13 protein-coding genes and 1 other RNA gene are annotated in these 17,312 nt (G+C 71.8%); 5 read left to right on the top strand and 9 right to left on the bottom strand.

All coding sequences use genetic code 11. The features are described from left to right. Positions 1-40 precede the first annotated feature (40 nt). From ssrA to ftsE, 5 genes are all read right to left on the bottom strand, one after another. Positions 41-435, bottom strand: a transfer-messenger RNA (tmRNA) gene (ssrA, locus tag ACIPSE_RS44155). Positions 436-526: 91 nt separating this feature from the next. Continuing rightward, on the bottom strand, positions 527-1,069 hold the full coding sequence (gene smpB, locus ACIPSE_RS44150) for an SsrA-binding protein SmpB (RefSeq protein WP_401675221.1): 543 nt from the start codon (positions 1,067-1,069) through the stop codon (positions 527-529). A 91-nt stretch (positions 1,070-1,160) separates the two neighbouring features. Then, on the bottom strand, positions 1,161-2,330 hold the full coding sequence (locus tag ACIPSE_RS44145) for a S41 family peptidase (protein ID WP_401675178.1): 1,170 nt from the start codon (positions 2,328-2,330) through the stop codon (positions 1,161-1,163). Between the two features lie 67 nt (positions 2,331-2,397). Next, positions 2,398-3,315, bottom strand: coding sequence for a permease-like cell division protein FtsX (gene ftsX / locus ACIPSE_RS44140; RefSeq protein ID WP_401675175.1), 918 nt, complete (start codon positions 3,313-3,315; stop codon positions 2,398-2,400). Between the two features lie 36 nt (positions 3,316-3,351). Further along, complete coding sequence (gene ftsE, locus ACIPSE_RS44135) at positions 3,352-4,041, bottom strand: cell division ATP-binding protein FtsE (RefSeq protein ID WP_401675173.1); 690 nt, start codon at positions 4,039-4,041, stop codon at positions 3,352-3,354. Between the two features lie 246 nt (positions 4,042-4,287). Between ftsE and ACIPSE_RS44130 the strand changes: the two genes are divergently transcribed. Beyond that, on the top strand, positions 4,288-4,479 hold the full coding sequence (locus tag ACIPSE_RS44130) for a hypothetical protein (protein WP_401675171.1): 192 nt from the start codon (positions 4,288-4,290) through the stop codon (positions 4,477-4,479). A 94-nt stretch (positions 4,480-4,573) separates the two neighbouring features. On the opposite strand, the gene ACIPSE_RS44125 is transcribed toward ACIPSE_RS44130, so the two are convergent. From ACIPSE_RS44125 to ACIPSE_RS44110, 4 genes are all read right to left on the bottom strand, one after another. After that, positions 4,574-5,149 (bottom strand): hypothetical protein, encoded by a 576-nt coding sequence (locus tag ACIPSE_RS44125; protein ID WP_401675168.1) that lies wholly within the window; start codon positions 5,147-5,149, stop codon positions 4,574-4,576. A 320-nt stretch (positions 5,150-5,469) separates the two neighbouring features. Next, the gene (gene prfB, locus ACIPSE_RS44120; protein WP_401675165.1) at positions 5,470-6,573 is read right to left on the bottom strand and encodes a peptide chain release factor 2; all 1,104 of its coding nucleotides are present in this window, start codon (positions 6,571-6,573) and stop codon (positions 5,470-5,472) included. 85 nt (positions 6,574-6,658) lie between these two features. Next, positions 6,659-7,894, bottom strand: coding sequence for a serine/threonine-protein kinase (locus ACIPSE_RS44115; protein ID WP_401675163.1), 1,236 nt, complete (start codon positions 7,892-7,894; stop codon positions 6,659-6,661). Between the two features lie 136 nt (positions 7,895-8,030). Next, a complete protein-coding gene (locus tag ACIPSE_RS44110) occupies positions 8,031-9,680 on the bottom strand; it encodes a serine/threonine-protein kinase (RefSeq protein WP_401675160.1) in 1,650 nt (549 codons plus the stop codon). 486 nt (positions 9,681-10,166) lie between these two features. Here ACIPSE_RS44110 and ACIPSE_RS44105 point away from each other — a divergent pair, with 486 nt between their 5' ends. From ACIPSE_RS44105 to ACIPSE_RS44090, 4 genes are all read left to right on the top strand, one after another. Further along, positions 10,167-13,490 (top strand): FHA domain-containing protein, encoded by a 3,324-nt coding sequence (locus ACIPSE_RS44105; protein ID WP_401675219.1) that lies wholly within the window; start codon positions 10,167-10,169, stop codon positions 13,488-13,490. A 177-nt stretch (positions 13,491-13,667) separates the two neighbouring features. Next, on the top strand, positions 13,668-15,056 hold the full coding sequence (locus ACIPSE_RS44100; RefSeq protein WP_401675157.1) for an ABC transporter substrate-binding protein: 1,389 nt from the start codon (positions 13,668-13,670) through the stop codon (positions 15,054-15,056). Positions 15,057-15,064: 8 nt separating this feature from the next. Continuing rightward, positions 15,065-16,420 carry a carbohydrate ABC transporter permease gene (locus ACIPSE_RS44095; RefSeq protein WP_401675154.1) on the top strand — a complete coding sequence of 452 codons (1,356 nt, stop codon included), beginning with the start codon at positions 15,065-15,067 and terminating at the stop codon, positions 16,418-16,420. Beyond that, positions 16,417-17,298, top strand: a complete 882-nt coding sequence (locus tag ACIPSE_RS44090; RefSeq protein ID WP_401675151.1) for a carbohydrate ABC transporter permease — start codon at positions 16,417-16,419, stop codon at positions 17,296-17,298. The genes ACIPSE_RS44095 and ACIPSE_RS44090 overlap by 4 nt, the downstream gene beginning before the upstream one ends. Positions 17,299-17,312 lie beyond the last annotated feature (14 nt).

Raw genomic sequence — 17,312 nt, 5'->3', positions numbered from 1 at the left:
CCCGGTGGTCGGGGACCACCGGGCCTTCGCTACATGGGAATTGTGGAGATGGCGGGAATCGAACCCGCGTCCAACGGTGTGGAATCAGGGCTTCTCCGTGTGCAGTCCAGTACGAGTTTCTCGGCCCTCCGGATCACCTGGACAAGTCCGGAACGGGCCCAGTCACTGTTAGATTTCCCTCTTCACCCCGTGACCGGGATCAAGGTTTAGTCCCCTAGCTGATGCCAGGATCCGGGTCGGGAACACCCCCGGGCTGACACTCCCATCAAGGAGCTATTCGATCACTACCTGATCAGGCAGCGAGAGCGAAAAGCTCGGGAGAATCGCTCTTGGAATTGGCGATTATTGGTTTCGGCCTGTGGTTTACGAGATCATGGCCGCTTCCTCGACACGCTTCCCCTGCTTCGACATCCGCTGTCGAAACCGATCATCCCCATGTGTTTTTTTCAATCACACGCGCCCTCGGTGGGGCACAGGTGCCATCGTACGTGACCAACGCACGCCGATGCCACTGTATTCCGCGCCGCTAGGCGCCCCGCTGCCTGCGCTTCGCCGCCGCGATCGCCCGGTCCGACTCCCGCCGGTCCTGCTGCTCACGCAGGGTCTGGCGCTTGTCGTACTCCTTCTTGCCGCGCGCGAGCGCGATCTCGGCCTTGGCGCGCCCGTCCTTGAAGTACAGGGCGAGGGGCACGATCGTGTGACCCGTCTCCTGGGACTTGGACTCCAGCTTGTCGATCTCCTCGCGGTGCAGGAGCAGCTTGCGCTTGCGGCGCACGGAGTGGTTGGTCCAGGTGCCCTGGTGGTACTCCGGGATGTGGGCGTTGTGCAGCCACGCCTCGCCCTGGTCGATCTGGACGAAGCCGTCGGTCAGCGAGGTGCGGCCCTCGCGCAGCGACTTGACCTCGGTGCCCATCAGGACGATCCCGGCCTCGTAGGTGTCGATGATCGCGTAGTCGTGCCGGGCCTTCTTGTTCTGGGCGACGATCTTGCGCTTGCCGCCCTTCTCGCCGTCCCTGGCCTTGTCGGCGCTCCCGCCCTGCTTGGGCTGGGACTCCTTGGGTACGTACATTCCCTTGCTCATAGTGCCGTCCATTTTCGCACTACGCGGGGGGTGCGGGGGAAGCGGTTTACGCGGCGCGGCCCAGCCGGCCCGCCACGGCCTACGACTCGGGGCCCAGCCCGCTGAGCACGGTCTCCGCGCTCTCGATCAGCCGCTGGTCGGCCTCCAGGTCCGGGGTGATGCCCACCCCGTCGACGCCGCGCCCCGAGGGGGTGCGGTAGTGGCCGACGGTCAGCTCGGCGACCGAGCCGTCCGGCAGGCGGCTGGGCATCTGCACCGAGCCCTTGCCGAAGGTGCGGGAGCCCACGACGATGGCCCGCCCGCGGTCCTGGAGGGCCCCGGTGAGCAGCTCGGCCGCGCTCATCGTGCCGCCGTCGACGAGCGCGACCAGGGGTCTGGTGGTGTCACCGCCGGGCGCGGCGTGCAGGACCTGCTGGGCGCCGTCGAGGTCGTAGGTGGCGACGAGACCGCCGTCGAGGAAGGCGGAGGCGGCGGTGACGGCCTCGGTGACCAGACCACCGGAGTTGCCGCGCAGGTCGAGGACGATCCCGGAGTCGAGCGGGGAGCGCCGTACGGCGTCACGGACGAGGTCGCCGGAGCCCTTGGTGAACGAGTCGATCCTGATGAGGGTGACGCCGTCGGCGAGCCTGCGGACGGTCACGGAGTCCGTGGACAGCTTCGCCCGCCGCAGCGTCTCGCTCCACGCGCGCGTGCCCCGCTGGAGGCCGAGCGTGACCGTCGTGCCGGCCGCCGCGTCGGTGGCGTCCCCGCGGAGTAAGGAGACGACCTCGGTGACGGGGCGCCCGTCGACCTTCGCCCCGTCGACGGTGCGCAGCAGATCGCCCTTGCGGATGCCGGCGGATGCCGCGGGCGAGTCCGCGCTGACCTTCGTCACCTCGATCCGGCCGTCCCGCTCCCGGCGGGCCCACAGGCCCACTCCGGTGTAGCGGCCGTCGAGGGCCTGCTCGAACTCCTCGAACTCGCCCCGGGAGTAGACGGCACCCCAGCGGTCGCCGCTGCGGCTGACGGCCCGCTCGGCCGCCTCCATGGGCGACTTGCCGTCGGCCATGGCCTCCTCGGCGGCCTTCGCCACCTCCTCGTGGCGCCCCGCGGGGGCCGCCGAACGGGGCGCGTCCGGGGTGCCTTTCCGGTCGCTCACCGGCAGCGACCCCGTCGCCGCGCCCGCGACCAGCACGCTCGCGAACACCAACGTCAGAGCCGCCCCGCGGCGTACGCGGCGGGGCTGACAGAACAGGTCACGGCCTGACATGCGGGTGAGTCTAGGACAACGCGAAGGGCCGCACGGTCGGTTGACCGCACGGCCCTGTTGGCGTGTGTCACACCTTCAGGTACTTGCGCAGCGCGAAGAACGCGGCCAGCGCCGGCATCAGAAGGCTGGTGGCCAGGATGAGCGGGAGCTTGGCCAGCACGGCGTCCCAGCCGATGAAGTTGATGAGGTTCAGCTTCTCGGACAGGGCAAGGCCGTGGTCGATGATGAAGTACCGGGAGACCAGCAGGAAGGCACAGGCGACACCGCCGCCGATGAGCCCGGCGACCGCGGCCTCCATGATGAACGGCGCCTGGATGTAGAAGCCGGAGGCGCCGACCAGCCGCATGATGCCGGTCTCCCGCCGCCGGCTGAACGCCGAGACGCGCACCGTGTTGACGATCAGCATCAGGGCGACCACCAGCATGAGGGCCATCACCGCGCGGGCGGCCCAGTTCATGCCGTTGAGGAGGCCGAAGAGGTTGTCGAGGATGCCCTTCTGGTCCTGGACGGACTGCACGCCGTCCCGGCCGTCGAAGGCGGTCGCGACGACCTGGTACTTCTCCGGGTCCTTCAGCTTGATCCGGTACGACTCCTGCATCTGGTCCGGCGTGAGCGACGCGGCCAGCGGGGAGTCCCCGAACTGCTCCTTGTAGTGCTTGTACGCCGCGTCCTGCGACTCGTAGGTGACCTTCTCGACGACCGACATCTTGTCCAGGTCGGCGAGGATCTCCTTCTTCTGGTCGTCGGTGACGGCGCCCTTGGCGCAGTTGGGGTCGGACTCGGCGTCGCTCTTGTTGCAGAGGAACACCGAGACGTTGACCTTGTCGTACCAGTAGCCCTTCATCGTCTGCACCTGGTCGCTCATCAGGAGCGAGGCGCCGAACAGGGTGAGCGACAGGCCGACGGAGACGACGACGGCGAACGTCATCGTCAGGTTGCGGCGGAGACCGACACCGATCTCGGAGAGTACGAACTGGGCACGCATGGCGGGTGGGTCAGGCCTTTCCGTGGACGGTCGCGGTCAGTGCTGGTAGCCGTAGACGCCGCGTGCCTGGTCTCGGACAAGGCGGCCCTGCTCCAGCTCGATGACGCGCTTGCGCATCTGGTCCACGATGTTCTGGTCGTGCGTGGCCATGACCACGGTGGTGCCCGTCCGGTTGATGCGGTCGAGCAGCTTCATGATGCCGACGGAGGTCTGCGGGTCCAGGTTGCCGGTGGGCTCGTCGCAGATCAGCAGCTTGGGCCGGTTGACGAAGGCCCGCGCGATGGCGACGCGCTGCTGCTCACCGCCGGAGAGCTCACCGGGCATCCGCTCCTCCTTGCCGCCGAGCCCGACGAGGTCGAGCACCTGGGGCACGGACTTGCGGATCTCGCCCTTGGACTTGCCGATGACCTCCTGGGCGAAGGCCACGTTCTCCGCGACCGTCTTGTTGGGCAGGAGCCGGAAGTCCTGGAAGACCGTTCCGAGCTGGCGCCGGATCTGCGGCACCTTCCAGTTGGAGACGCGCGCGAGGTCCTTGCCCAGGACGTGCACCTGGCCGTGGCTGCACCGCTCCTCCCGGAGGATCAGCCGCAGGAACGTCGACTTCCCGGAGCCCGAGGACCCCACGAGGAAGACGAACTCGCCCTTCTCCACTTCCAGGGAGACATCCCTGAGTGCGGGACGGGTCTGCTTGGGGTAGACCTTGGAGACACTGTCGAATCGGATCACGGATGCACCACGGGTCGCCGGGGGTAGATGAGCGTGACCATACGCGACCCGAGTGTGCGTCCGCAGGCGCCCGGAGGGGTTGCGAGGGGGTTGTGCCTTTTTGTTCCGCCGTCGTGCGGGTCCCGCGGGTGGCCTCCACCACGACCCCGCGCGGCCTGGGGGCGAACCTGGCACAGTGGAGGGGGGAACGTTCTCCGGCCCGGAGGCGTTCTGTGTACGGACACCATTCATGAGGAGGGCGAGCGCATGACGTACGACCGGCTGGTGTGCGCTAACTGCGCCGCGCCCGTGACCGAGGGTCGCTGCCCCGTCTGCCGGGCCAACCGTCAGCGGCTCCAGCAGGAGAACCCGCTGACCCAGCTCAACCCGATGGCGCTGATCGCCCTGCTCGCGGTGCTGATCGCCGCGGTGGCCCTGCTGGCCCACCAGACGGTCTGAGTCCGTCCCACGACGCCCGAGGGGCCCGGAGCGAGAACTTCTCGCTCCGGGCCCCTCGTCACGTTGTCCGCGTGCCGTACGCGGACGGCGGCCGTCAGGCCGCGGCGCCGCCACGGCCGCCCGCGAGGCGGGGCAGGACGCGGAAGCCGACGCCGCCCGCGATCATCGTCGCGGCACCGATGACCAGGAACAGCGTCTTGTCGTTGGCACCGGTCTCGGCGAGTTCGTCGCCGCCGCCCTGGGCCGCCGTGTCGGAGGCGTCCGTGCCGGTGTCGGTGAGGGCGGAGGTGCCCTCACCCTGGGTGTCGGTGTTGGAGCCGCCGTCGGGGTCGGCGTTGTTGCCGCCGGTGCCGCTGCCCTCCGTGCTGTCGTCGGAGGGGTCCGTGGCGGTGGGCTCCTCGGAGGGCTCCTCCGAGGGCTCCTCGGTCGGTTCGGTGGGCTCCTCGGTGGGCTCCTCCGTGATCGGAGGCTCCTCGGTCGGGGGCTCCTCGGTGGGGATCTCCGTCGCCGTCTCGGTCGGCTCCGGAGTCGGGGACTCGGTGATGCACGAGAGGTCGGTGATGTCGCACTCGTCGGCGGAGGCGACTCCCGCGGCGGTGAACGAGGCACCTGCGGCGATCACGGCGCCCGCGGCTATGCGCGCGAGCCGGATCCGCGTCTTCTTGGTCATGTGGTTGCTACCCCCAGTAGCTCATCGTCGATGGGGCGGGCGCCCGGGACCGTGATCGACGGGGGTGGCGGTACTCAACTCTCCCCCGGTTCACATGCGTCCCGGAGATACGCATGCCGCGCTTCACCCTTCCCATTTTTCAAAGCAACGTCAAGGGCGTTGCGTACGCGATGTCCTACTGCGAGGGCTTTGCCGGAAGTTGAAGTGTGTGAGTGTGATGTAAAACCCAGACGGACGCGCACACAAAAGGCAACTGCCGCCACGAGGGCGGCAGTTGCCTTGTCGATAAATGGCCCCGAAATGCCCTGACGGACCGGGGACTACTTCTCCTGCTGCTTGCGCCAGCGAATTCCGGCTTCCAGGAAACCGTCGATCTCGCCGTCGAGCACGGCCTGCGGGTTGCCGACCTCGAACTCCGTGCGCAGGTCCTTGACCATCTGGTACGGGTGCAGGACGTAGGAGCGCATCTGGTTGCCCCAGGAGCTGCCGCCGTCCTTGAGGGCGTCCATCTTGGCCCGCTCCTCCTGGCGCTGCCGCTCCAGCAGCTTGGCCTGGAGGACGTTCATCGCCGTGGCCTTGTTCTGGATCTGCGAGCGCTCGTTCTGGCAGGAGACGACGATGCCGGTCGGCAGGTGCGTGATGCGCACCGCGGAGTCGGTCGTGTTGACGCCCTGGCCGCCGGGCCCGGAGGACCGGTAGACGTCGATGCGCAGATCGGACTCGTCGATGTCGACGTGGTCGGACTGCTCGACGACCGGCAGCACCTCGACGCCCGCGAAGGAGGTCTGGCGGCGGCCCTGGTTGTCGAAGGGCGAGATCCGCACGAGCCGGTGGGTGCCCTGCTCGACGGAGAGCGTGCCGTAGGCGTACGGGACCTGCACGGCGAAGGTGGTCGACTTGATGCCGGCCTCCTCCGCGTACGACGTCTCGTAGATCTCCGTCTTGTAGCCGTGGCGCTCGGCCCAGCGCAGGTACATGCGCTGGAGCTGCTCGGCGAAGTCGGCGGCGTCGACGCCGCCCGCCTCGGCGCGGATGTTGACGAGGGCCTCACGGGCGTCGTACTCGCCGCTCAGCAGCGTCCGTACTTCCATCTCGTCGAGCGCCTTCTTGACGGCCGTGAGCTCGGACTCGGCCTCGGTGCGGGTGTCCGGGTCGTCCTCCTCCTCGGCCATCTCGAAGAGCACGGAGAGATCGTCGATCCGACCGCGCAGGGCCTCGGCCTTCCTCACCTCCGACTGGAGGTGGGAGAGCTTGCTGGTGATCTTCTGCGCCTCGTCCGGGTTGTCCCACAGGGACGGCGCGGCCGCCTGCTCCTCGAGCACGGCGATGTCTGCCCTCATCGTGTCGAGGTCCAGAACGGCCTCGATCGACTCCATGGTCGAGGAGAGGGACTTGAGCTCTTCGGATACATCGACGACTGCCACACCACCAGCCTAACGGCTCCGCCAAGCCGACTCGCCCGCGCCCGCCTCCGGGCGCGGGGAGCGCCGGAAACACCGGCCGGGGCCCCTACGGCGTCCCCGGGGCCGAGTTCTTCGTGTCCTGGGTGGGCGCGCCCGTGTCGTCGTCCGAGGTGGCGAGCCAGGTGCCGAGCCCCGCCGCGGCGACGAGGGTGAGGGCGGCGACGCCGAGGGTGATCCGGCGGCGCCGGGTGGCCGCCTTGTGGCGGGCGGACCCCGGCCGGGGCGCGCCCGAGGCCCGGGGGACGCGAGCGGTGCCGCGCGCCCCGCCCGCCAGCTCGTCCGGCGCCGGCACCCGCATCGAGGTGTGCGTGTCCCGGTTGGAGTCGGCCGGTTTGGCCCCGGGCACGAGCGGCACCGCGCCCCGCCGCACCGGCGCGGCCCGCGCGGGCTCCTCCGGCGGGACCTCGTCGTCCTCCTCGGCCCCGGCGTCGGGCTCGTCGACGTCGAGCGGCGGCATGCCGGCCAGCATCGGCAGCAGCTCGCGCAGCCGCGCGCCCAGCTCGGAGGCGCGCAGCCGGGAGGCGGGGGCCTTGGCGAGGCACTGGACGAGGAGCTGCCACAGCTCGTCGGGGATGCCGGGCAGCGGGGCCACCGTCTCGGTGACGTGGCGGCGCAGGACCGCGCCGGGGTGCCCGCCGCCGAAGGGGGTGAAGCCGGCGAGGAGCTCGTAGAGCACCGTCGCGAGGGCGTAGATGTCGACGGAGGCGCGCGGCGGCAGGCCCTCGACGATCTCGGGGGCCAGATAGTCCGGGGTGCCGATGATCTTCGTGGCCCGGGTCCGGCGCGGGGTGTCGATGAGCTTGGCGACCCCGAAGTCCGTGAGGAGCGCGTGGTGGGACCCGGCGGGTCCGAGGGGGCCCTGCATGTCGAGCAGGACGTTCTCCGGCTTGACGTCCCGGTGCACGACCCCGGCGGCGTGGGCCGCCGCGAGCCCGTCGGCGACGTCCGCGACGATCGCCACGGCGGCCTCCGGCGCGAGCCGCCGGTCGCGGTCCAGGCGGGTGCGCAGATCAGTGCCGCGGACGAGGTCCATGACGAGGGCGAGGTCGTTGCCGTCGACGACGAGGTCGCGGACCGAGACGACGTTGGGGTGCTCCAGGCCGAGCAGCGCCGTGCGCTCCTGGACGAAGCGGCCGACGAGTTCCTGGTCGGAGGCCAGGTCCTCGCGCAACAGCTTGATGGCGACGGGCCCCTCGGGGCCCTCGCCCAGCCACACCGTGCCGGCGCTGCCCCGCCCGAGGATCTGGTGGGCGGTGTACCGGCTGCCGATCTTCCGTGCCAAGACTGCTCCTACCGACGCGTGTTGCCGCTCAAACTACGCGTCCGACGAGCCGACCTTCACCTCGGAGGACGAAATCACCCGCCAGGTGTCGACAAATCCCCAGAGTCACGAGCGACCCGGGGCCGGAGCCGGGTGTCTACTGCCCCGAACCGCCCAGATCGCCGATCCAGCCCGTCACCGTGTTGAACATGTCGGTGAGCTGCTCCCAGTAGCCCTTGCCGGTGCCGATCCACTCCTGGAGGGGGCTCAGCTCCCAGATCAGCCAGCCCGCGACGAACAGGATGACGATCGTGAACAGACAGCCCTTGAGGCAGCCGAGTCCGGGGATCTTCATCGGGTTGGCACCGCGCTGCCGCGGCTGCCGGGGCTCACGCTGAGGCTGCTGCGGCTGCTGGGGCGGCGGCGCGTACCGCTGCGGCTGCTGCTGAGGCTGCCGCTGGGGCTGCTGCGGCGGCGCGTACGGCTGCGGCTGGGAGCGGCGCTGCTGCGGCTGCCCGTAGCCCTGCGGGGGCTGCTGCGGCTGCTGCTGCGGGCGGGCGACCTGGCGCTGGGGGCGGCGGCGCAGCGGGTCCTGGTCGGGGTCGAGGTACTGGACCTGGGTCTGTTCGTTGCGGTCGCGGGCCGCGCGGAGCTGGTTCTGCCAGGGGTGCGGGTCCTCGGGACCGCCCTGTCCCGGCTGGCCCGGCTGCCCGGGGCGGCCCTGCGGCATCGGCGGCAGGACGGCCGTCGGGTCGCCCGCGCCCCGGTGCGGCAGGACGGCGGTGGGATCGGCGGCGCCGGTGTGCGGCAGGACGCTGGTGGCCGCGTTCGGGTCGTACGCGCCGCCCTGGGGCAGCACCTGCGTCGGGTCCCCGGAACCGGGCACGGGCGCGGGCGCCGGGTCGGGCGCGAGGAGGGCCGCGACGCCCTCGGCGGCGGCGATCTGCGCGGAGTTGGCGTGCACGCCGATGCCCTGGGCGACGGCGCGCAGGCCGCGCGCGAGGTTCTCGGCGCTGGGCCGGTCGTCCGGGTTCTTGCGCAGGCAGCGCTCGATGACCGTCCAGAGCGGGTCGGGGACGGTGGAGGGGCGGCGCGGCTCGGCACTGAGGTGCTGGTGCAGCACTTCGAGGGCGGAGCCGCCGGAGAACGGCGGACGGCCCGTGACCAGCTCGTACAGCAGGATGCCGGCGCCGTAGACGTCGACGGCGGAGGTCTGCGGGCGGCCCTCGGCGGACTCGGGGGCGATGTAGGCGGGCGTGCCGACGAACTCGTGGGTCCGGGTCAGGCCGGGTGAGTCGGCGAGGCGCGCGATGCCGAAGTCGGTCAGCATCGGGTGCATCTGGCCGCCCTGCTGCGCGAGGAGCACGTTGGCCGGCTTCAGGTCGCGGTGGACGACGCCGTCGGCGTGGCTCGCGGCGAGGGCGTCGGCGATCTGCGCGGTGAGCAGGGAGGCCCCGACCGGGCTGAAGGGACCGTTCTCGCGCAGATAACGGTGCAGGTCGGGGCCGTCGACGAGGTCCATGACGAGGGCGAGGAGATCGCCCTCGACGACCAGGTCGCGGACCCGGACGATGTTGGGGTGGGTGAGCCGGAGCAGGACGGAGCGCTCCCGCAGGAACCGCATCACGATGTCCGGGTCGCTCGCGAGCTCCTCCTTGAGGACCTTGATCGCGACGGTCTCACCGGGCTGCCCCTGCACGGCCGCGTCGGAGCCCGCGACCTCTCGCTGGCGGGCTCGCCAGACGGTCCCCGTGGCCCCGCGTCCGAGCGGCTCCTCGAGGAAGTACTTGCTGCCTACCGGCCGCACGTCATGCGCTCCCTGCTCGGTTGTCTGTGTTCCGACCCACTGTAGTGCCGCCACCCATATGCACAGCCTGTCGTCCTTCTGTGCGTCTTACGTTCTGTGCGTCTTACGTACCGGCGGCCCGGGCCGTTCGCCCGGGTTCCCGTCGCCGGTCCGCGAAACCGCTCCGTCGGCGTTCCTCTCGACTCGACGTTCCCCTTCGACGTCCGCGTTCAACGTTCCCGTTCAACGTTCCCGTAACTGTTCGAAGGAAAGACGCTCGACCCGGTCGGCCGGTTGCCGAAGCCGGACGTGACCGATCTCAAGTGATCAACGGCGCCGCACCTGTCAGGCACTTTTAGGGGCAGAGCTGACCAATCAAGATCACTTGATGCCAGGGGGAGGGCAGACTGTCAGTGGCAGGTGCGAGGATGCGTGCACGTACTGGCCGATGTGCTCGTGGGGGGCGGGGAGTTGTCCGCGCCCGGGCAGAAGGGACCGCTGACGGCGATGCAGATCCGGCTGACCGTCGTAGACCCGTCGGCCCCGCCCGTCGAGGGAGCCAGGGGCCGCGCCGCGAGCTGTGACGTGCTGATCACGGCACCCGCCGGGACGGCCCTCGCCGCCGTGGCCTCCGCGCTCGCCTCGGTCGTCTCCGGCGACCAGGGAGCGCCCACCTCCGGAGCGCCCGTGCTGTACGCGGGCGCGGAGCGGCTGGACGCGCAGCGCTGCACCCTCGGCGAGCCCCCGCTGACCGACGGCGCCGTCCTCGCCCTCGGCGCCCCGGCCGACCCCGAACCGCACCCCGAGGTCGCCGACGCCCCGACCCGCCTGGACGTGGTCGCGGGCCCCGACGCGGGCGGCGTCCATCTGCTGCACGGCGGCCGGGTCGAGATCGGCCGCTCCGCCGACGCCGACGTCCCCCTGGACGACCCGGACGTCTCCCGGCTGCACTGCGCGGTCACCGTCGGCGCCGACGGCCGGGTCTCGGTCGCCGACCTCGACTCCACCAACGGCACGGTCCTCGACGGCACGCGCGTGGGCGCCCGCCCGGTCCGCTTCGCGCCCGGCGCGCTGCTGCGCGTCGGGGAGTCCGCGCTGCGGCTCGCGCCCGCGGGCGGGCCCGGCGCCCGGCTGCGCACCGCACCGGACGGCGAGGGCCACGTGCGCGTGACGGCCACCGAGAGCGACGGCCCCACCGGCCCCACCCGGCACACCTACGGCACCGCCGAGTTCGGCAGCGGCCGGCCCGCGCGGCCCGGCGTGCCGGAACAGGGCGGGGCACCGCGCATCGAGAGCCGCGGAGCGCAGGCGTACGAGATCAAGGGCGCCGTCTCGCGCCGCAGGGTGTCCGGCGTCGCGAGCGCCGGGGCGACGCACGGCGCCGGACTGCGCACGGGTGCCGAGCCCCCGGCCGCCTCCCCCGCCTCTCCTTCCCCATCCTCATCCTCATCCCCATCCCCTTCCCCTTCCCCGGAGCACGCGCAGGCCGCGGACGACCCCGGGACCGGCCACCGCAAGAGCACCCCGCTGCGCGGCACCGACGTGCCCCAGGGCGTCCGCAAGCGGGGCGGGCTCGGCGCGTGGGCGCGGCGCCTGGCCGGAGGGCGCGGCGAGGCGCTCCCCGACGGCGAGGAGTACGACGAGGAACCCGCCGAGGGCGCCGTGCGTCCCCCGGCCGCCGCACCGCAGCAGCCGGACGCCTGGCCCGACCCGGCGGCACTGCTGCTGACGGCGCTCGGCCCGGGCCCCCGGCTGTGGGAGCGCGGCCCCGGCCATCCCGAGGCCCTCACGGTCCGGCTGGGCACCGCGGACCGCGCGGCACCCGACGGTTCGGGCCTGCTGCCCGCGGTCCCGGTGACCGCCGATCTGCGCGAGGCGGGCGCACTGGGCCTCGCCGGTCCGCGCGAGCGGCTCGCGGGGCTGGCCCGCGTGGTGCTGGCGCAGCTCGCCGCCCTGCACTCCCCCGACAGCCTGGAGCTGGTCCTGATCAGCGCGGACCGCTCCCGCACCCTGGAGGAGCGCACCGCCGAGTGGTCCTGGCTGGGCTGGCTCCCGCATGTCCGGCCGGGCCACGGCCAGGACTGCCGTCTGCTCGTCGCCTACGACCGCGAGCAGGCGACGGCCCGGACGGAGGAGCTGCTCCGGCGCCTGGACGACACCCCGCGGACGTCCCCGTCCCCGATCCCGGCGCAGGCCTCCGGCGGCGAACCGGCCCGGCGGCCCTCCTGGGCGCGGGACGAGGAGGAGGCGCAAGGTTTCGCCGGGCCGTACACCGTCGTCGTCGTGGACGGCGACCCGGGCGGCGCGGACGTGCGCGAGGCGGTGGCGCTGCTGGCCCTGGAGGGCCCGCGGGCCGGCATCCACGTGGTGTGCCTGGCCGAGACGGCTCCGGCCTCGCCCGCCTCCCCGGTGACGGACACCTACGAGGCGGCGTGCGCGGCCTCGCCGACGTTCCGGGAGTGCGGCGCGGTCGCCCTGCTCAGCGGGGACGTGGCGACGGCCCTGCGGCTGCTGCGGGTGGCCCGGGGCGGCCCGGCCGACGGCCCAGGCGAGCACACGCCCGCCGGTCCCGTGGGGCACGGCACCGTGGCCGTGGTGGACGCCGTGTCGTCCGCCTGGGCGGAGCGGTTCGCGCGCGCCCTGGCCCCGCTGCGGACCGACGGCACCGGCAGCGAGCGGCACCCCCGGGTGTCGGCGCCGCTGCCCCAGATGGCGCGGCTGCTGGACGAGTTGGGGCTGGCCCGGGCCACCCCGGCGTCCCTGATGGCCCGTTGGGCGGACGCGGCCGACGACACGGAGGCGCTGGGCGGGCGGGCCTGGGCGGTGCTGGGCGCGGGGCCGCGCGGTCCGGTCGGCGCGGATCTCGTCGGCGACGGCCCGCATCTGCTGATCGAGGGCCCGCCCGGCAGCGGCCGGACCGAACTGCTGCGGGCGGTCGTCGCCTCGCTGGCCGCCGCCGAGCGGCCCGACCGGCTGAGCATGGTCCTGATGGACGGCCGCGACACGGTGACCGTGCCGGGCGGCCACGGGGAGGGCCTGCGGGTCTGCACCGACGTACCGCACGTCACGACCCATCTGACGGCCAACGACCCGGTCGTCATGCGGGAGTTCGCCCAGTCTCTGTCGGCCGAGCTGAAGCGGCGCGCCGAGCTGCTGGGCCGGTCCGACTTCGCCGAGTGGCACACGGGCCGTGAGCTGTCGGGCCGGATGGTCGCCCAGCGGGGCGGTTCGTCCGGCGCCGGTGACCTGGACTCCGCGCCCAGCTCGACGATGCGGCTGCGCCCCGGCGCGGCCCGTCAGCAGGCCGAGCCCGCGCCGCCGTTGCCCCGGCTGGTCGTCGTGGTCGACGATCTCGACGCGCTGGTCTCCCCCGCGCTCGGCTCACCGGGGCGGCCCTCCGCCGGGTCCGTGATGCGGGCCCTGGAGGCCGTGGCCCGTGACGGCGACCGGCTCGGCGTCCATCTCGTCGCGGCGGCGGCCTCCGGCGGGCGGACGGCGGAGTCGGAGGCGTCCCGGCGGGCGGCTCTGCGGGTCACGCTCGACGCGGTGGCTCCCGGGCCGGACGAACCCGCGCCGGGCCGGGGCCGGTTGACCTGTCCGGACAGCCGGATCACGCCCTTCCAGGGCGGCCGGGTCACCGGGCGCATCCCCCGCACCGCCACGCTCCGCCCCACCGTCGTCGCCCTCGACTGGCACCGCATGGGCGACCCCCCGACCCGCCGCCCGGTCCGTGAACTGGGCAACGGCCCCACCGACCTGGCCCTGCTGGCCAGCGCCCTGGAACGAGCGGCGAGAGAGGTGGCGGCGACGGAGGTCCCGTCCCTGCTCTGACTTTCCAGCCCGTCCGGCGTTCGAGGGCGAGGGAGATCCGGCCGCACCGGTCACGACGCGGTCACGATCGTCCGGTTGACACCGCAGGCGGTCTTGCCGACCCCATGCCCCCGGCGTAGACCAGAGCCCACGGGACAGCGCTCGCACGTTCGTCGAGGCACGAAGAACGGGGCAGGGATGCACAGCACGCGCACGAGCAGCACCTACCGAACCCGAAGGGCCGCCACCGTCACGGCCGCACTCCTCGCGGGAGCCCTCACGCTCACCGCGTGCGGCGGCAGCGACGACGACAAGGACACCGGCAGCAGCGAGAGCAAGGGCTCCTCGACCGGCGCCTCCTCCGTCGAACTCCCCAAGCTGGACGGGCAGACGCTGGAGGTGGCCGCCGTCTGGACCGGGCCGGAGCAGGAGAACTTCACCAAGGTCCTGGACGAGTTCAGCAAACGCACCGGCGCGAAGGTGAACTTCGTCCCGACCGGCAACAACACCTCCACGTTCCTCGGTACGAAGATCGAGGGCGGCCAGCCCCCGGACGTCGCGTTCCTGCCGCAGGTCGGCGTGTTGCACCAGTTCGCGGAGAAGGGCTGGGTCAAGCCGCTCGGCGCCGACGCGCAGGCCCAGCTGAGCAAGAACTTCTCGCAGGGCTGGCAGGACCTCGGCGCGTACGACGGCAAGCAGTACGGCGTGTACGCGAAGGCCGCCAACAAGTCGCTGATCTGGTACAATACGGCGGCGTTCGAGGCGGCGGGCATCACGGACACCCCGAAGACGTGGAAGGACTTCCTCACCACCGCGCAGACACTGTCCGACGCCGGCAGCCCGGCCGTCTCGATCGGCGGCGCGGACGGCTGGACGCTCACCGACTGGTTCGAGAACGTCTATCTGTCCCAGGCCGGTCCGGAGAAGTACGACCAGCTGGCGAAGCACGAGATCAAGTGGACGGACCCGTCCGTGAAGGACGCGCTGAGCACGCTGGCCGAGCTGTGGGGCAAGGACGAGCTGATCGCGGGCGGCCGCAAGGGCGCGCTGGACACGGAGTTCCCGAAGTCGGTCACCCAGACCTTCTCCGGTGACACCCCGGCCGCGATGGTCTACGAGGGCGACTTCGTCACCGCGAACATCAACGCGGACACCAAGGCGAAGGTGGGCACGGACGCCAAGGTGTTCCCGTTCCCGGCGGTCGGCGACAAGTCACCGGTGGTCTCCGGCGGTGACGTGGCCGTGGCGCTGAAGGACGGCGCGGGCGCGCAGGCGCTGCTGACCTTCCTCGCCTCCACGGACGCGGCCGAGATCTGGGCGGCCCAGGGCGGTTTCCTCTCCCCCAACAAGGAGATGGACCAGGGCACCTACAAGGACGACGTGACCGGGGAGATCGCCAAGGCGCTGATCGCGGCCGGTGACGACTTCCGCTTCGACATGTCCGACCAGGCGCCCGCGGCGTTCGGCGGCACCCAGGGCACCGGCGAGTGGAAGGACCTCCAGGACTTCCTGCGCGATCCGGGCGATGTGACGGGGGCCCAGCAGAAACTCGAGGCGGACGCCGCCAAGGCCTACAAGAACGGCTGAGGGCGCCGATGGCCTCCGTGGCGAACCCGGCGGGGGGCGCGGGCGACGCGCCGGCACCTCCCGCCGCACCGCGCAAGAGCGTGACGGGAACCAGGCTGTGGGTGGCGGGGCTGTTCCTGCTGCCCGCGCTGGTGCTGCTCGGCGCGTTCGTGGTCTACCCGATCGGGTATTCGGTCTGGCGTTCCTTCTACGACGCCGACGGCTCGGGTTTCGTGGGCCTCGGCAACTACGGCGACATCTTCAGCGACGACGCGACGCTGACCGCCGTGCGCAACACGGCGATCTGGGTGGCGGTCGCCCCCGCGCTCGTCACCGCGCTCGGTCTGATCTTCGCGGTGCTCACCGAACGGGTGCGCTGGGGAACGGCGTTCAAGCTGATCGTCTTCATGCCGATGGCGATCTCCATGCTGGCCGCGGGCATCATCTTCAAGCTGGTGTACGAGGCGGACCCGGACCAGGGCGTGGCGAACGCCGTGGTGACGAGCGTCCATGACGCGTTCGCGGACGCGTCGGTGTACCCGAAGGCCCGCCCGAACGCGACGGTCAGCGACCTGAAGGCGTCCGGCGGCGGCGCGTTCACCTCGACGGGCACCGTCCGGGCGGGCACCCCGGTGCTGGTCCCGCTGGTCGGCATCGCGCCGAACAAGCTGCCGGGCTCCCCCAAGGACGCGAAGGCCCCGCCGTCGGGCGAGGGCATCACCGGCACCGTCTGGCTGGACTTCAAGCTGGGCGGCGGCGGCACGAAGGGCGAGGTCGACGCGGGCGAGAAGGCGCTGGAGGGCGTCGAGGTCGAGGCGGTCAAGGGCGGCGAGGTCGTCGCCTCGACGAAGAGCGGCGCCGACGGCACCTTCACCCTGCCCGGCGAGGCGGACGGCGCCCAACTGCGGCTGCCCGCCTCGAACTTCGCGGCGCCCTACAACGGCGTCGACTGGCTCGGCCCGACCCTGGTCACCCCGGCCATCATCGGGGCGTACGTCTGGATGTGGGCGGGCTTCGCGATGGTGCTGATCGCGGCGGGGCTCGCGGGCGTGGACCGCAATCTGCTGGAGGCGGCCCGGGTCGACGGGGCCAACGAGTGGCAGGTGTTCCGCAAGGTCACCGTGCCGCTGCTGGCGCCGGTCCTGGTCGTCGTCCTCGTCACGCTGATGATCAACGTGATGAAGATCTTCGACCTGATCTACGTCATTCCGCCGCAGCCCAGCCAGGACGACGCCAACGTGCTGGCGCTCCAGCTCTATCTGGCGTCCTTCGGCGGCGGCGCCAACGACGGCCTGGGCAGCGCGATCGGCGTGATCCTGCTGCTGCTCGTCATCCCGGTGATGGTCGTGAACATCCGCAGGCTGCGAAGGGAGCGTGAGCGATGACCGCCCTGGACACGCCGGTGCGCGCGAAGCGTTCCGTGGCCGCGCGGGTGGCGAGCGGGGCGGCGGGCGGGGTGATGCGGGTCTTCCTGCTCGTCGTCGCGCTGATCTGGCTGATGCCGACCTTCGGGCTGCTGATGTCGTCCTTCCGCGATCCGACGGACATCGCCACCTCCGGCTGGTGGAAGGTGTTCTCGGCCCCGGCCCAGCTCACCGCCAAGAGCTACGAGACGCTCCTCGACAACGACACCATCACCAGCTCCCTGTTCAACACCATCTGGATCACGGTCCCGTCGACCCTGCTGGTGGTGTTCATCGGCGCGATGGCCGGATACGCCTTCGCGTGGATGGACTTCAAGGGCCGCGACTGGTGGTTCCTGGTCGTGGTGGCCCTGCTGGTCGTGCCGGTGCAGATCGCCCTGATCCCCGTCGTCACGCTCTACCGGCACCTGGGGATCTTCGGCGACATCCTCGGCGTGGTCCTCTTCCATGTCGGCTTCGGACTGCCGTTCGCGATCTTCCTGCTGCGCAACTTCTTCGCGGAGATCCCCCGGGAGCTCCTGGAGGCGGCCCGGCTGGACGGCGCGGGCGAGACCCGGCTGTTCCTGACGGTCGTGATGCCGCTCGCCGCGCCCGCGCTGGCCTCGCTCGGCATCTTCCAGTTCCTGTGGGTGTGGAACGACATGCTGGTGGCGCTGGTGTTCTCCAACTCCGGTTCGCAGCCGCTGACGGTCGCCCTCCAGCAGCAGGTACGGCAGTTCGGCAGCAACATCGACGTGCTGGCGCCCGGCGCGTTCATCTCGATGGTGATCCCGCTGGCCGTGTTCTTCGCGTTCCAGCGGGAGTTCGTGTCCGGGGTGATGGCGGGCGCGGTCAAGTAGCCGCGCCGACGGGC

Source organism: Streptomyces sp. NPDC090106 (assembly GCF_044747265.1).
GTDB lineage: Bacteria > Actinomycetota > Actinomycetes > Streptomycetales > Streptomycetaceae > Streptomyces.
Note: the sequence above shows the minus strand (reverse complement) of the source record. Positions and strands in the feature narration are given on the sequence as shown.

Bases quoted from the DNA above. Each gene is read 5' to 3' on its own strand.
- ACIPSE_RS44130 (WP_401675171.1), top strand. From the start codon at position 4,288: ATGACGTACGACCGGCTGGTGTGCGCTAACTGCGCCGCGCCCGTGACC.
- ACIPSE_RS44100 (WP_401675157.1), top strand. From the start codon at position 13,668: ATGCACAGCACGCGCACGAGCAGCACCTACCGAACCCGAAGGGCCGCC.
- ftsX (WP_401675175.1), bottom strand. From the start codon at position 3,315: ATGCGTGCCCAGTTCGTACTCTCCGAGATCGGTGTCGGTCTCCGCCGC.
- ACIPSE_RS44090 (WP_401675151.1), top strand. From the start codon at position 16,417: ATGACCGCCCTGGACACGCCGGTGCGCGCGAAGCGTTCCGTGGCCGCG.
- smpB (WP_401675221.1), bottom strand. From the start codon at position 1,069: ATGTACGTACCCAAGGAGTCCCAGCCCAAGCAGGGCGGGAGCGCCGAC.
- ACIPSE_RS44125 (WP_401675168.1), bottom strand. From the start codon at position 5,149: ATGACCAAGAAGACGCGGATCCGGCTCGCGCGCATAGCCGCGGGCGCC.
- ACIPSE_RS44105 (WP_401675219.1), top strand. From the start codon at position 10,167: ATGCAGATCCGGCTGACCGTCGTAGACCCGTCGGCCCCGCCCGTCGAG.
- ACIPSE_RS44145 (WP_401675178.1), bottom strand. From the start codon at position 2,330: ATGTCAGGCCGTGACCTGTTCTGTCAGCCCCGCCGCGTACGCCGCGGG.
- ACIPSE_RS44095 (WP_401675154.1), top strand. From the start codon at position 15,065: ATGGCCTCCGTGGCGAACCCGGCGGGGGGCGCGGGCGACGCGCCGGCA.